This is a genomic window from Paraburkholderia sp. MM5477-R1, assembly GCF_050436385.1.
Classification (GTDB): Bacteria; Pseudomonadota; Gammaproteobacteria; order Burkholderiales; family Burkholderiaceae; genus Paraburkholderia; species Paraburkholderia tuberum.
In genome coordinates this window covers 1,033,147-1,048,009 of record NZ_JBNDMC010000003.1, presented here as the reverse complement: position 1 = coordinate 1,048,009, position 14,863 = coordinate 1,033,147, and the positions used below count along the sequence as shown (strand labels likewise).

The 14,863-nt window shown below is 59.6% G+C and carries 13 protein-coding genes and 1 riboswitch; of the genes, 2 read left to right on the top strand and 11 right to left on the bottom strand.

Features of this window, described 5'->3' with window-relative positions; genetic code table 11:
• Positions 1–58: 58 nt before the first annotated feature.
• From OKW35_RS08080 to OKW35_RS08030, 11 genes are all read right to left on the bottom strand, one after another.
• On the bottom strand, positions 59–1,024 hold the full coding sequence (locus OKW35_RS08080; protein ID WP_429551655.1) for a hypothetical protein: 966 nt from the start codon (positions 1,022–1,024) through the stop codon (positions 59–61).
• Positions 1,021–1,938: a phage capsid protein gene (locus tag OKW35_RS08075; protein ID WP_429551654.1), complete on the bottom strand. Its 918-nt coding sequence runs from the start codon at positions 1,936–1,938 to the stop codon at positions 1,021–1,023. Before OKW35_RS08075 ends, OKW35_RS08080 begins: the two co-directional genes overlap by 4 nt.
• 66 nt (positions 1,939–2,004) lie before the next feature.
• A complete protein-coding gene (locus OKW35_RS08070; protein WP_429551653.1) occupies positions 2,005–3,003 on the bottom strand; it encodes a YqaJ viral recombinase family protein in 999 nt (332 codons plus the stop codon).
• 73 nt (positions 3,004–3,076) lie between these two features.
• Positions 3,077–4,039, bottom strand: a complete 963-nt coding sequence (locus OKW35_RS08065) for a DUF932 domain-containing protein (protein ID WP_429551652.1) — start codon at positions 4,037–4,039, stop codon at positions 3,077–3,079.
• Between the two features lie 94 nt (positions 4,040–4,133).
• Positions 4,134–4,625 carry a hypothetical protein gene (locus tag OKW35_RS08060; RefSeq protein ID WP_429551651.1) on the bottom strand — a complete coding sequence of 164 codons (492 nt, stop codon included), beginning with the start codon at positions 4,623–4,625 and terminating at the stop codon, positions 4,134–4,136.
• A 307-nt stretch (positions 4,626–4,932) separates the two neighbouring features.
• Positions 4,933–5,586 (bottom strand): hypothetical protein, encoded by a 654-nt coding sequence (locus OKW35_RS08055; RefSeq protein WP_429551650.1) that lies wholly within the window; start codon positions 5,584–5,586, stop codon positions 4,933–4,935.
• A 28-nt stretch (positions 5,587–5,614) separates the two neighbouring features.
• The gene (locus tag OKW35_RS08050) at positions 5,615–6,613 is read right to left on the bottom strand and encodes an ADP-ribosylglycohydrolase family protein (protein WP_429551649.1); all 999 of its coding nucleotides are present in this window, start codon (positions 6,611–6,613) and stop codon (positions 5,615–5,617) included.
• 98 nt (positions 6,614–6,711) lie between these two features.
• The gene (gene metK, locus OKW35_RS08045) at positions 6,712–7,860 is read right to left on the bottom strand and encodes a methionine adenosyltransferase (RefSeq protein WP_429551648.1); all 1,149 of its coding nucleotides are present in this window, start codon (positions 7,858–7,860) and stop codon (positions 6,712–6,714) included.
• A gap of 123 nt (positions 7,861–7,983) precedes the next feature.
• Positions 7,984–8,412: a DUF3293 domain-containing protein gene (locus tag OKW35_RS08040; RefSeq protein ID WP_429551647.1), complete on the bottom strand. Its 429-nt coding sequence runs from the start codon at positions 8,410–8,412 to the stop codon at positions 7,984–7,986.
• Positions 8,413–8,439: 27 nt separating this feature from the next.
• Positions 8,440–8,545: riboswitch (SAM-I-IV-variant riboswitch) on the bottom strand.
• A 187-nt stretch (positions 8,546–8,732) separates the two neighbouring features.
• Positions 8,733–8,924: a hypothetical protein gene (locus tag OKW35_RS08035; RefSeq protein ID WP_429551646.1), complete on the bottom strand. Its 192-nt coding sequence runs from the start codon at positions 8,922–8,924 to the stop codon at positions 8,733–8,735.
• A gap of 45 nt (positions 8,925–8,969) precedes the next feature.
• The gene (locus OKW35_RS08030; RefSeq protein WP_429551645.1) at positions 8,970–10,709 is read right to left on the bottom strand and encodes a hypothetical protein; all 1,740 of its coding nucleotides are present in this window, start codon (positions 10,707–10,709) and stop codon (positions 8,970–8,972) included.
• Positions 10,710–10,792: 83 nt separating this feature from the next.
• On the opposite strand from OKW35_RS08030, the gene OKW35_RS08025 reads away from it, so the two are divergent.
• Entirely contained in the window at positions 10,793–11,704 is a 912-nt protein-coding gene (locus OKW35_RS08025) for a helix-turn-helix transcriptional regulator (protein ID WP_429551644.1), read from the top strand.
• A 65-nt stretch (positions 11,705–11,769) separates the two neighbouring features.
• Positions 11,770–14,823, top strand: a complete 3,054-nt coding sequence (locus tag OKW35_RS08020) for a BPTD_3080 family restriction endonuclease (protein WP_429551643.1) — start codon at positions 11,770–11,772, stop codon at positions 14,821–14,823.
• Positions 14,824–14,863 lie beyond the last annotated feature (40 nt).

The window sequence follows — 14,863 nt, the reverse complement described above, 5'->3', positions numbered from 1 at the left end:
CGGGACGGCGTGTTCGCGTGGATGTTGGAAAAGAAATCGGGCGCGGGATGCGCCCGGCTTATGCCGTGAGGTCGGCGAGCTGGCGGCGCAAGGCAGAAGCCTTTGCCTGAGAGCAGCCAAGGTGCTGACGGATGCCGGCGACGGTGAATTTGACTGCCCGTGATTCGATGTCGCGCCGCAGCCTTGCGATGTCGGATTCGGGGAGCCGGACGGTCGGTGGTGCGACTGGCGGAACGGTTGACTGGACAGCCGTTGGCGACCGGGCGAGCGTCGTCACCGGAGCCGTCTCGATAGTCACGTCGTGCGCCACCCCGTGACGATCCGTAGCAGATGACTCCGGAACCTGAGGAATCAGTGTGACCCACCAGAGCAGGCAGGCCGTGCCTTCGAGAACAGCCGCGAACGCGAGGCCTGCGAACAGATCGAGCTTGGTATCCGCGATTCCGCAAAGCGTTGCGAGTCGTGTCGTGACTGGATCGTCACGGGCGGTCGCGAGACTCCCCGCGTTACTGTCCTCAATGCCCTGATACCGGCGGACATCAGCAGCTTCGGCGTCAAGCGCGTTGAGCCGGGCGGCTAGTGACTCTCGACGAGCATGTAATGTCTGACAGTCACGAATGCAATGCCGCGCATCCGCTCGTTCCAGTTCCGCCGTGACCGATGCCCGATCCGCCATCACGGCCGTCAGTTCCCGGTGAGCTGGGATACCGACGATCGGGACAGCTGACACGCGAAGCTCCCCCGCATGAGACTGCGACAGCAGGAAGAAAGTCGCATGCCCGTATGAGGCCGCAGCCATACACCCCAGCCACAGCATGAAGCCGACTAGGCGCCCGGAGAATGGAGCCGACCGGCACAGTGCGGGCAACAGATGTGCACCAGTCACCAGCACGACGCTGATCGCTACCCAAACCAGCTGTTCGGCAAGCCACCCGCCGCGTTGCCAGCCAGCGAGTACCGACATGCAGACGGCTGTTCCCGTCGACACGACTGCCAGAAGCAGAGCCGGACGAATGCGGATCATGTAGCCTTCTCGCCGAGTAACGCCGCGCGCTGTTCGAGCTTGCCTCTCAGGCCGGAAGCGGGCGGCTCGTCGGATTCGGCATTACTGTCACCCTGACAGTTCTCGCTACCGGATTCAGGTGGATAGAACTCTTCCGTCACTGCCGCGCTTTCCTCGATACTGTCCTCGAACGCGCCATTACCGAAGCCTGCACGCGCAGCCGCATCGAGCGCAGCCTGATCGAAACCCGACGCTTTGCGACGTGCATCCAGCTCGTGCGCTTCGGTAATCGTCGCTTCGAGCGTTCTGCCCGACCGCACGCCTAGATCCACGTAGTAGATCGCACTTCGATAGCTCTGCGTGGTCGACTTTCCCCGCAGCTTCAGCTCCAGCGGTAGGCACGCGAGCAGGTTGCCCGATACCGCGCTGAAGTAATGCAGCCGCGCAGCGAGCGTGCGTATGCTGTTGTACGACGTCGTTCTGAAGATAAACGATCCGAGTTCGTCATCCTCGCCGATCAGCACGTTTAGACGGCCGTAGGGCTTGCAGGCGCCGCCCTGAGCGAACGCGCAGCCGTCCGGGGATGGGCACGGCAGTTCCTCGATGCCGGTGTCACCGGCACGGCGGCAGGTCTCGCCGTTGCCGACGCAGACAGGCCGCCCGGTCTCGCGGTCGAAGCACGAATACTCCGCCCGCAAATTGAGGTCAGGGTCATTGAAGAGGAACCGCACGGGGATCGAGCGCAGCTTGCCGGTGTTTGCCTTGCGCAACTCGGCATCGGCAGGATGCAGCAGCCAACCATCGCGATTCTGTACCTGGGTTGTTATCGTGAACTGGTCGTCTTTCTCGGGCAGCCGCTTGCCGTTCTTCTCGACAACGCGACCGATGGAAATCCGCCCGATCACGGGCGGGGTGATAGCCAGGCCTTTGAGCATGGTCTCTCCTGTATACATAAACAGTGGGATGAAGCGAAGGAGGGGAACAGCAGGAACAGTGCAGAATCAGGTATTCACGAGAAACCGGCGGGAGCCAGCTTTCGTGATGACGTATCGCGCGTCGAGATGTGGGTGATCGGCGAGCAGGCGTTTGAGATCGACGCCCTTGCCGTCCTTGCTGCGTTTGTAGGAAACGGAACCCGTCTCGAACTGCGCCCGGTCCGCTTCGCCCATCGCCTGCTGAATGGTCTGCTTCAGCTTCGCCTCGACCTGCTGGCGAGTCTCGATCTCGGCTCGTACAGCCACCAGGTCGGCAAACGTCGTCGACAGCCTGCGATCGTCCGTGAAATCGACCGTGCCACCGGCCCCGGGATACAGGCAGCGCAGCGCACGATCCGCTGAATCGGAACCGTCGGCCGGAGGCGGCGCGTCGGTCTCCACGAATTGCCAGAACGCTGCTTCGAGTTCGATCAGCCGCGCGATCAATGCATCGTCACGAACGATCCTGTGCACTTCGAGTCGCTGTCCGCAGATCAACACGGCAACATCGGCAGCCTGCTTGCTGGTGACCGCGAGCTGGTGTTGGACCTGCAACTGCACGTACTCGGGCACGCTGTCACGCCAGAGCCGTGCGCCGAATTCGCCAGCTGTCTTGCATTCAAGCAATTGCACGTCGCGACACCCTACGACTTCCCGATCGACATTGGCGAGCATGAAGGGAACAGTTGGAGACTGCAGTACCGCATTGACGCGCCTGACATTGTTGCCGGTCTGCTTGGTGTAGGACGCGGCGACGATAGGTTCGAGCAGGGATCCCCAGTAAATCGGTTCGCTCGTATCCTGAGGATCGGGGCGCGGTAGATTTGCATCGCGGCCAGTTTTGATGAGCCAAAGTTCGAGCGGACTCATATACGGATTCAACCCTACGGCAGCGGCTGCATCAGACCCACCGATACCGTTTTTCCTCACCTCCAGCCAGTCCTCGCGCGAGAGGGATTTCGTTTCCACGAGCCGCAGAGCCGGACGGTTCCTGGCACCACCTCCAGCCGGTTGAGCATGAGACATTGCACTTCCTCCAGATGTGAAAAAAGCCCGGCGGGACAATCCCGGCCGGGCTGCTATGACGTTGAAAACATGGTCAGGCGATCAGTTTCATCGCCTCGTCGAACGCGCGCTGCTTCAGCGTGGCTCCTGCACCGAACCATGCGGCATCGCGCCGATGATCCTCGCTGCGGGCACGGCGCTGGTGATCGACGAATTCCGTGACGCTGTTCACGAGACCCCAGGCCGTGCCGGATGCCGAAGCGAGCGTGGCACCCATCCCCTTGCCGGCGTACAGCGATTGCACCGCCTTGATCGCGCGATCGTTCGTCGCCGGTATCGGCATGTTCGGCCCGCCGGTCGCGTACGTGAGCACGCGCTGGAAGAACTTCGCGGCGACGGCATCGCTGACCTTGCGTTCGGTGAGTGCCTTCGTGCGTGCCATGAAGCTGTCCCAGCTAGAAATTGCGATGCCGAGCTGGCGTTTTACGGCAGCAGCGTCAAACTGCGAGCGATGGCCGACCTTGACGGCTCCTGCTGAGTCGCCCAGCGCGATCTGCAACGTGTTGTTGCAGACCACCCGAATACTCGTGAACTGTGCCGTGGTCGCCAGCGTACCGTCGCATGCGGTGGCGAGCAGCAGATAGCCGTTGACCATGTCCTTGCCCTTGAGTGACACGGACTGGCCGGTACGCGCCAGCGCCCACAATTTCTTGCCGTCCTTCAGTACGCCGGCTGTTTCCAGTTCGAAGCCGCCGACCTCGGTGAGATCGCGGTAGAACTCGAGGATTTCTCTGGGCTGAACGACCTGATACCGGGACGAGACGACCGACAGCGGAGCCTTGGTGTCCGATCTATAAAGTACGCGCTGTTCGGGAAATACATGGATCGAGCCGAGATTGCCGTTGCTGGCGACGAAGCGGACGTCGGCGGATTCGATCTGCCAATCCATGCCGGCCTCGCGAGCCCAGACTTCGATTGGCTGACGTGCGGATAATGGGTTACCTAGGCCGTGCCAAGGGATTTCACCTCGATAGGCCATCGTGTTGACGAGATGCATTGGAAACCTCCGTAAACGACATAAAGCCCGGAACGCGGCCGAGCGGATGAGAGAGAAAGGTGGAAGGGGAACTGCTGAAGAGAAAAACTACGGATCAGGTAGATGCTTTGTGGCGACTAAATGTGTGTCCGCAGGCGTGACAACGGAAGTTATCGAGTACCTTGTCGTCGATCACTTCGCCGAACACGGAGCCGGTTGCGCAGCCAGCCGTGCCGCCGATGAGGCCGGCGATCACGGCACCCGCGATGGCACCGCACACCGCATCTGCAGGTCCGGCGAGGACGCCAACTGCTGCGCCGGTTTCCGCACCGGACAGGGCGAACGCGACACCGCTGGCTGTTCCGGCGATTGCACCAACGGCTCCGCCAGTCTTGCGCGCGCGATGGCGAGCATCGACACAATCGGACTGGCATTTCGGGCACGGCGGGATCGAGCCTGGTTGGGAATTGGCTCGGGTGTGGTTCGGCCGTGGGTGCGGCGAGACGAAACCTTGCTCAAACGCCTCGTCATCGTCGTGTTCGTGCGGGTAGATATCGTCCGGGTCATACGGATCGAGAGGGTGAGAAGAGAAGCGGGGGTCATGCATGAGCGCTCTCCTCCCGTCGGATCCTGTTGGCGTATTGGCGTAGGCCGACCGACGTGAGCACGCCGGCACCAAAGACAACAGCGAAGACGATCAAAAATTCAAAAGGGGAAGGGTAGGTGGGCATCACGGCTCCCGAGGATGTTCGCCGGCACGGGATTGCGCGGGCGGAGAGGGCAGGCTGCTGCCCGTGCTCGGGGCGGTGATATGTGGTTCAGATTTTTTTCAATCTTCTATTGAAGCGGCTGGCAACGCAGCCCCAAGTGTTCTTCTGCTGTCGGACGCAAACAGTGGGTGGCGTGCGATCGCCTTAAGACTCGATCTTGTTGCGGTCATCAGTAAACTGCGCATCATAAATCCGTTTAGCGCGCAGGTATTTGCCATAGGACCCAAAGAATCCCACACCCACTGTTTCGACTAATCCGCCAGACTCGAAGATCAAACCCTTGTGCCGAAGCAATGCGGCATGATATTCGCCGGCCGCAGCTGCACGAAAGGTACCGAGGGATGAGGCATCTTCGAACGCGCGCCGCGCCTCTTCGCCCAGTGCAATCCGGACGAATAGCGCGTCTGTTGCATCCTGTGGTTTCCAGGCAACGTATTCCTGCTGATACTCTGCTGATAGCTTTTTCAGAAAGTTTTTCAGCCGGTCGGAATCGTCGCCTTTCCTGCCAATCACCATGTATGCGCAGTCGACTACTACTTTGGATTGGTGCGGGTGCAGTGAATCGATAAATCTGCTATCGATGCGTCGAAAGCCGTAGCCACCGATAGAGATATCGGCCTGAAGCGCTCGGCGTCTGCGGAGGTTTTCGTCGATTGCGCTATCAGATCGGTACGAGGTGATGAAGCCGATGTTTTGATTCCGGGTAAGCTGCTCGATCTCGTGCAAGGCGGTTTTATCGAGCCTCGGCTGGCATTGTTGATCCAGTTTGTCTCTAATTTCCTGCAGTGAGTTGATCATGTTGGTCTCTCACGAGTGAGCGTTAGTTTTATGGACTTAAGCTATCCGACGCATCACGCACAAGCGGCGCGAGCAATGGTGCCACGAGTTCAAATCCGCGCAGCCCTGCGAGCCAGCGCTCAGGAATGCCGGCAAGGCCAAACCGAATGCCAGCAAGCCCACCCGCCACTGCGGCAGTTGTGTCCGTATCGTGACCGAACAGAACCGCCGTCCGAATGACTTCTTCGAAAGAGGATTCTTCCAGGGCCCGCTTTGCCGACCAGATTGTGTCGATCACGTAGCCTGAGCCGCGCGGGCGATCGGTCTTCGGAAAGGCTCGCAGTACGGCGAGTTCGGCGAGCAGCGGTCGCGCTGACTGCCGATCGGGCCACGCTTCGTAAATGGATTGCAGCCGTTGTCCGGCCCACGACCAAGGCTCGTGGAATTTACGCAGATAGCCCCTCGCCACCAAGCAATAGAACGCGCACGCGACCTGCGATCGCGCGTGAGCGTGAGTCGGCAGCGATTGCAGATGGGCGGCGTGAACAAGATTTTCATCGGGTCCGGTGTGCCATAGCGCCAGCGGCAACACACGCATCAGCGAACCGTTGCCGTTGTCCGACTCCGTCGCACCACCGGACTCGCGAGGCGGTACGCCATCGGAGAGGTTGTGCAGCGCGTCCGCAGTCTGACTGCCGATATCGAACACGTGGCCGTCGACGGCCATGTAGCCGTCGTGCATCCATCGCACGAGCCGGTCCGCGAAGTCGTTCAGCGAAAAGCGATCGCGCTCGATCAGGCTCGCGAGCAGACAAAGCGCCTGGGCACCGTCGTCGGACCATGTGCCGACCGGCACACCCTGATGCGAGCGATTGAAGCCCGCCGGCGGCGTCATGTCGATCCGTTCGCGCACGGGCAGCCGTTCCGGCGGTTGAAACTCATAACACACGCCGATGGCATCGCCGGCCAGCAGGCCCACGAGGCCGCCGAGCGCGGCGTTGAATGGGTATTGCCGGGCGAGCGCGGCAAAGGTGTTTTGAACGGTCATATTTGTTCTCCTCGTCGGTGCGCAGATGGACTCCATCTGGTCCACCGGCGCTTTCGATTGCGTGATGGATCGTGAACGTGAAGCTCGACCCGCGCGCGTCAGCGCACCGCCTCCCACGGCAGGTTCAAGTCGTCGCGCCCGAAATGCCCATACGCGGCGGTCGGGTAGTAGATCGGCTGTAACAGGTCCAGCGTATCGATGATCCCTTGCGGCCGAAGGTCGAACTCTTGCGCCAGCCGGGCGGCGATGTCGCGTCGCGAGTCCGTGGCCGTTCCGTAGGTTTCGACGACGAAGCTGACCGGCTCCGCGACGCCGATCGCATAGGCGAGCTGCACCAGCGCGCGTCTGGCCCAGCCGCGCGACACGACCTGGCGCGCGAGGAAGCGGGCCATGTAGGCAGCCGACCGATCCACTTTCGATGGATCCTTGCCCGAGAAAGCGCCGCCGCCATGCGGTGCCGCGCCTCCGTACGTATCGACGATGATCTTGCGGCCGGTGAGCCCGGCATCGCCCTTCGGGCCACCGGTCACGAAACGTCCCGTCGGGTTGATCAGCGTGCGCAGCGAATCCGAACGCAACGCTTCGGGAATCACCGGCTCGATGATGTACTGCCGGACAGCATCCCGGAGATCATCGAGATCGATGACGTCGTCGTGCTGCGTCGAAAGAACCACCGCCTCGATGACGACCGGGCGTCCGTCGACGTAGCGGAACGTCACCTGCGATTTTGCGTCGGGCTGCAGCCATGGCAACGTGCCCGTCTTTCGCAGTTCGGCCTGACGGCGAACGAGCCGGTGCGCGTAGACGATCGGTGCAGGCATCAACTCGGGCGTCTCATCGGTCGCGTAGCCGAACATCAGTCCCTGGTCGCCGGCTCCCAGTACGCCGTCCGCGCGGTCGACTCCACGGCTGATGTCTTGCGACTGGCCGTTGAAGCGGATCTGGATCTCGCATTGGTCGGGCGAGACGCCGGTGGCCGCGTCACGGTATCCCGTCTCGCGCAGCACATCACGTACGATGGACGACGCCTTTTCCCGCACCGCGTAGAAGTCGTCGATGTGCTTCGTCTTGAACTCGCCCGCGACGATTACGCATTGGTCAGCGAGCAGCGTCTCGCAGGCGACGCGCGCGTGCGGGTCTCTGGCGAGGAACGCGTCAAGGATCCGATCGGAGATGCGATCGGCGAGCTTGTCGGGGTGGCCTTCCGACACCGACTCCGACGAAAACAGACCGTTGTATATAGACATAACTTTTTCTCCCGTTTAGCCGCATTCGACGAGATGTCGGGGGCAGCAAGCTGGATCAAATCCCCCCGGTCCGATTCCCGGCGGACCAACCGTCGTTCAGACGCCATGTTGCGTCTGGTCGATTTATCTCAAGAGAATCAGTTGCGGCACCGCATCGACATCTGACCAGACGATCGCGTTTTGGCCATGCTGCTTGCCGAGTTGAATCGCATCGTCCAATGCCAGGCCGAGCGCGAGGAAGCTGGCTTCGCCGCCCCATCCGTTGGTCGGATGCTCGCCAATGCCATCGATGTAGGTCAGTCCACGATGCGCGAGCACGCGCGCAAGTTCTTGCTGGCGCGCGACGTTGACCTCAGGAGGTTGCTCGTCGCTGAACGTGTTGCAGGCGGTAATGAATGCGCTGGATTCGACGCCGGCTGCCCGGTGAAGATCGGCCAACGTTGCGTTGGTTTCGCCGATCTTCAACGTGGTGGGGGCGCCGCCCCGCACGTGATAGTGAGTCTCCAGATAGGCCTGGATCGTATCGCGCGGAATTTCTGAGCTATAAAACAAAAACCCTCCGATAAAGGAGGGTCGACGCGTTGCCCGCTTGGTTGCCCCTTCAGGAGCCACATCCGCTTTCGCGATCCACCTTGCCCGGGAAGGCAGGTTGGCTTGGGCGTCGACCCAATTCAAAATGTGCTGCGATTAAAACACGCCGCTTAAACCCCTGTCAATTAAATCACCACCGCAGCGATCTCGCACGATCGACGGGTTCGGGCTCGGAGGTGCTCTCATCCTTGCGTGTTGCGCTTCACGTACTCAAGAAGACCGCATTGACATAGCGACGTCAAAGTCGCCGCGTGCGATTTCAGCGTGCGCCTTTGCCTGTCTTATCTTGCATCGACGATCTCACCGAGCATTGAGCCGGTGACTTCCTGGAGTACCTTGTGCAGGCGTTGGCCAACTGAGGTAAACACGCCGTCGACGAAGACGATCTCGACACGGCCAAGAGCTCGGATGAGCTGGTAGGAATCGCGGCTCTTGGAAAAAGGTGTGGAAACTGAAAAAGCGTGGCTGAACATAGCTGTTGCAGACGTAGCATCGGCCTAACGTGCTTGACGGGCTCGTCACGCCGCCTCCCAATGTATATCGTCCAACGTCTTTTCGCCGTACGCCACGGTGTTTGTTCCAAGCATCACGGCCGTCACATACTGGTGCAGGGTAGCTAGCTGTGCCTGTCCATGCTCGTCCCACGTGGCTCGCGGGTCCTCGCGATAGGCCATCAGCAATTCAAATGCTTTGGCCATGACAAGCTTGGCTGTCTCGGACACAAGTTCAAACAGGCTTTCGAAGCCATTGAAGGAGACCTTGGGGGCGATGTATTTCATGATGTTCAGCCCCAGTTCTGTCGTATCGTGCCAGCTCGGCATCGTGGTGTAGGCGCTGTCCATTCCTGATAGTGCGGCCACAACCTTCTGTACTGTGGCTCCCCGACTGTTCTCAGGAGGTACATCTTCAATGATTCCCGCCTCCTCGGTGTTGAAGTCGCGAACGACAGCGTTGAGGAGGCTTGCGACAAGGTCTCCGACAACTTTAGGAGAGCCCAGATAATTGGGCTTCGAAGCTTCCTGCAATGCCAGTACGAAGCCATCGACGACGGGTGCGTCCAGTGGCTCCAGCAGGTGACCTTGAATCACATTTTTCATCAAGGACAGATCTTCGTCATTGTCAGTGCATTGATACTGCTCCGGGTCCCGATTGACGATGACGCCGCTGACATAGGCTCCACCCTGCGGGTCGAACGTGAACCCGACATCAAAGATCAGGTTACCCGTCCAGCTACGATGCATGCGCAGACGCTCGCCGGTGAAAATCAAGAACCACTTTTGTTCCATCACCGTCGGGTAGAAGCCGCGCCGGATCGCGGTCATGTCCTCGTGGCTGTACCACAGTCGTGGATGCAACACGATGTTTCTCTCGGGCATGACTTGCAGATCGTTCCAGTCCTCGGCCTGCACGCTCAGATGCTCACGGTATGGAATGGTTTTCAGTGTGGCTTCGGCTTCATCGAGAATAGCCAAATCGCGATTGCGACCATCTTCGTTGGGCGAGAGGCGAATCAGGTCTCTAGCCTCGTCAAGCTTTGCCCAGCGTACGCCTGAGGTTTGCCAGTTGGGCTCACTTGCCCGGTAGTCGACTTCCATCAGGAAGTAGCGGGACAGGCTGTCGTCACCCTTGAAGAGGCCAGGAATTTCGGCGCGAATCCGACCCATGTAGCCCGTTTTCTGGTATACGGCGACCATCGCGGCTTTTTCCGGTACGTCGCCGGGAGCGGCTGCGGTTTTGGCGAAGGTCCAGGCGTAGCCTCCATGCTGGTTGGCTGGAGCGCGTAGCAACACCTTGCCGCCACCGCTCATGACTACTCCGCCATAGCTGTCGGCCTTGGGCTCGGGCGGGTCGAAAGCCGGGTCGGACTGAAGCGCGAACAGCGCCTGCCAGACCTCGTGATAGAGCTTGGCCCGCATGCCTCCCTGCAACTGCTCTACTCGAGACTTGAAGTTGGAGTAGTTGAGTTCCGAGATCGCGCGACACATTGCGTTAGCGACTTCGCTTTTCGTGGCGATTGCACGGTAGCGGTAGTCAGTGTTGTCGCTGACCTGGATCGGCCCAAGGTTGGGGATGTAGGATTGCTTTAACGCCTTCAGGTCATTCCGTACTCGCGCCCGGACTGTCAGTGTGCCGCGATCTTTGTCTTCAGGCTTTTGGACGATGCTAAAGAATCCGGAAGTCGTGATGAGCCACATGAAGCGCCTGCCCCTGAAAAGATCGATATGATGTATGATATTCATCAAAATGATCGCGATCAAATATTTTTTTGATTCGTCGGTGGGCGTCCTATGATGGCCATAAGACGGTAAGATCGTACGTGCCAATCAGACAGATCGCTTCTATGTCCTCTGAGCGTCTCCAAGCCCTCAGTCACGCGCAACGCGACCGCCTGGCCTACATTGAGCAGAAGCTCTGGTTTGTGGGGGACATGCGTCGTCAGGACCTGGTGGACCGTTTTGGCGTACAAACAGCGGCGGCTACCCGTGACTTGAGCCTCTACCGCGAACTGGCACCGGGTAACCTCGAATACGACAGCCGGGGCAAGCTGTATGTCATGGGGCCTGAGTTCGAGCCCATGTTTCATTTCTCACCCGAACGCATCCTGACCTGGTTGTCAGAGGGTTTTGGAGACGGAGAGCCGATCAACTCTAGAGCAGGTGTCGATTGCGAAATCCCGGCCCGTCTTGGCCAGCCAGCTTTGCCGATCCTGGCGACGATTACCCGGGCCATGAAGCAGCATCAAGTTCTGCGTATCAAGTATCACTCGCTCGGTACGGGCCGGAGCGAGCGTGAGATTGCGCCGTTTGCACTGTTGGATACCGGTTTGCGATGGCATGCCCGAGCCTATGACCGTAAGTCAGGTGACTTCCGCGATTTTGTGCTGACGCGCATCCAGGATGTAACGATCTTGCACGATACCGTGATTGGGCCGCATGAGCAGCCCGACCAAGATATCCAATGGTCCCGAATCGTCGAGCTGGAGCTGGTTCCGCATCCAGGTCAGCCACACCCTAAGATTACGGAGATGGATTACGGCATGCGTGATGGCATGCTCAAGGTAAGACTGCGTGCTGCGACGGCCGGGTACGTGTTGCGCAAGTGGGGTGTCGATTGTTCGCCTGATCACAGTTTGCATGGACCCGAGTACCGACTATGGTTGCGGGATCACCTGGCGCTGTATGGCGTAACGAATGCAGTGCTTGCGCCGGGATATACTCAACAGCAGCCTGTGAGTAAGTTAGTGGGAAAATAATACATGGACCAAAATCTTGGCCGTGACAAAGGGCTTACCGTGTTGGATCAAGGTGTCAAAGAAAAATGAGCGACCAGTTTTTCGAGCAACCCATTCTCAATTCTCCTTACGCGTATCCAGCCCGACACTGGGAACTAGATACCGCCGGCCAGCCAACCCAGCAGATTATCGACAGCCGTCGCCGTGCGGACTTCATCACCCCGATTCCCAAGCCGCGCAAGGCCAAGGGCGTTCAAACCAGCTTGGTCTTCGACGAAGGCAAGGGCCTGTCTACCGGTGAGCAGGCTTACGACCATACCGCCGTCATCAACGCCGTCCGCCAGGAAGTAGATGCGTGGCGAAAGCTACAGCCATCGCAATGGAGGGTGACACCAGAAACCGCCCGCCTGCTGGAGCATTGGCGTAACCACAAGTTTGCCGGCGTACGCCCATTCTTCTGTCAAGTCGAGGCAGCCGAGACCGCGATCTGGCTGACCGAAGTCGCCCCACAACTGAGCAAGAATGGCGAACGTTTTCTCGACCATCTGAAAAAAGCCAACCCCGACTTGATGCGATTGGCCCTGAAGCTGGCCACCGGCGCGGGCAAAACCACCGTGATGGCTATGCTGATCGCCTGGCAAACCGTCAACGCCGTGCGCCATCCGCAGAGCAGGAAGTTTACCCGTGGCTTTCTGCTCGTCGCGCCGGGTCTTACCATCCGCGACCGTCTGCGTGTTCTGCTGCCCAACGACCCGGATAGCTATTACGCCAACCGCGAGATTGTGCCGCGCGATATGCTGCCCGATCTGGACAAGGCCAAGATCGTCATTACTAACTACCATGCTTTCAAGCTGCGCGAACGCGTAGAACTGTCCAAGGGCGGCCGTCGCTTGCTGCAGGGCCGTACCGGCATGGAGCTGGACACCGAGGAAACCGAAGGCCAGATGCTCCAGCGGGTCATGCCTGAACTGATGGGGATGAAGAGCATCCTCGCCATCAATGACGAGGCGCACCACTGCTACCGCGAAAAGCCAGCAGAGGAAAGTGACGAAGACATCGCTACCGAGGACAAGGCCGAAGCCGAAGAAAACAACAAAGCGGCACGACTGTGGATTTCCGGCCTGGAAGCGGTGAACCGGAAGCTCGGCCTGCAATTGGTGATCGACCTGTCGGCTACGCCGTTCTTCCTTGCCGGCTCAGGGTATGCCGAAGGCACGCTGTTCCCGTGGACGATGAGCGATTTCTCGCTAATGGACGCCATCGAATGCGGCATCGTCAAGTTGCCGCGCGTGCCGGTGGCGGACAACATTCCCGGCGCGGAAATGCCCATCTACCGCGAGTTGTGGAAGCACATCGGCAAGAAGATGCCGAAGAAGGGCCGCGGCAAGAATGCCCAGCTCGATCCGCTTGCCATTCCCGTGGAATTGCAGACCGCGCTGGAAGCCTTGTACGGCCACTACGTCAAGACCTACGAAGCATGGAAGCAGGCTGGCATCAAGGTGCCACCGTGCTTCATCGTGGTGTGCAACAACACTGCTACGTCGAAACTGGTGTTCGACTACATTTCCGGCTTCGAGCGCCAGAACGCCGACGGTAGTACCAGTTATCAGGCTGGCCGCCTGGAACTGTTTCGCAACTTCGATGAACACGGCAATCCGTTCGGGCGTCCGAATACCTTGCTGATCGACAGCGAGCAACTCGAATCCGGGGAAGCACTGGATGATAACTTCCGTGGGTTGGCCAGCGATGAAATCGAACGCTTCCGTCGAGAAATCATCGAGCGCACCGGCGACCGTACACGCGCCGAGTCCATCACTGACCAAGACTTGCTGCGGGAAGTGATGAATACAGTCGGCAAGGAAGGCCGCCTGGGCGAATCCATCCGCTGCGTGGTGTCGGTGTCCATGCTCACCGAAGGCTGGGATACCAATACCGTCACCCACATTCTCGGCGTGCGTGCCTTCGGTACCCAGTTGCTATGCGAGCAGGTGATCGGTCGTGCGCTGCGCCGCCAGTCCTATGAATTGAACGAACATGACCTGTTTGACGTGGAATACGCCGACGTGTTCGGCATCCCGTTCGATTTCACTGCCAAGCCGGTGATCCCGCCGCCGCCCAGGCCGCGCGAAACCATTGTGGTCAAGGCGCTGCGCCCGGAACGTGACGCGCTGGAAATCGAATTCCCGCGTGTGCAGGGTTACCGCGTCGAGTTGCCGGAAGACCAGTTGGAAGCGGAATTTAACGACGATCACACTTTGACCCTGACGCCCGATCTGGTCGGTCCCTCAGAGACAAGGAACGCCGGTATCATCGGCGAAGCGGTGGACATGAACCTCAAGCACCTTGGCGACGTGCGTCAGTCCACGCTGCTGATGGAGCTGACCAAGCACCTGCTGTTCCAGCACTGGCGCGAACCCGGCCAGGATGCGCCGATCAATCTGTTTGGCCAGCTCAAACGCATTACTCGCCAATGGCTGGATACCTGCCTGGAATGCAAGGGTGGTACTTATCCGGCCCAACTGATGTATCGCGAACTGGCAGACATGGCCTGCGAACGAATCACCAAAGGTATCACCTCCCGAGAGCTGGCCAAGGGTCGCCAAGTTAAGGCCATCCTCGATCCGTTCAACCCGACCGGCAGCACCGCGCATGTGCGCTTCAACACCTCACGTGAAACCCGCTGGGAAACTCTTGGCCCGCCGCCGAAGAACCAGATCAACTGGGTGATCCTGGATAGCGGCTGGGAAGCCGAATTCTGCCGCGTGGCCGAATTGCACCCGAAGGTGATCGCCTATACCAAGAACCACAACCTGGGTCTGGAAGTGCCTTATCGCTTTGGTTCGCAAAACCGCACCTACATCCCGGATTTCGTCGTCAAGGTAGATGATGGGCACGGCCCAGGCGACCCGCTAAACCTGATCGTGGAGATCAAGGGCTATCGGCGCGAGGACGCGAAAGAGAAGAAGTCGACGATGGACACCTACTGGATTCCGGGAGTGAACCACCTGGGCTTGCATGGCCGTTGGGCCTTTGCCGAATTCGGTGACGTTTATGAAATGCAGGAAGACTTTGCCGACAAGGTGCGGGCGGAGTTCGAGAAGATGCTGTTTGCAGCGACGGAAGCCCCTGTTGAGTCATAGCACCTAACCCGAAAACCTGCTGGCAGCCGAAGACATAAGG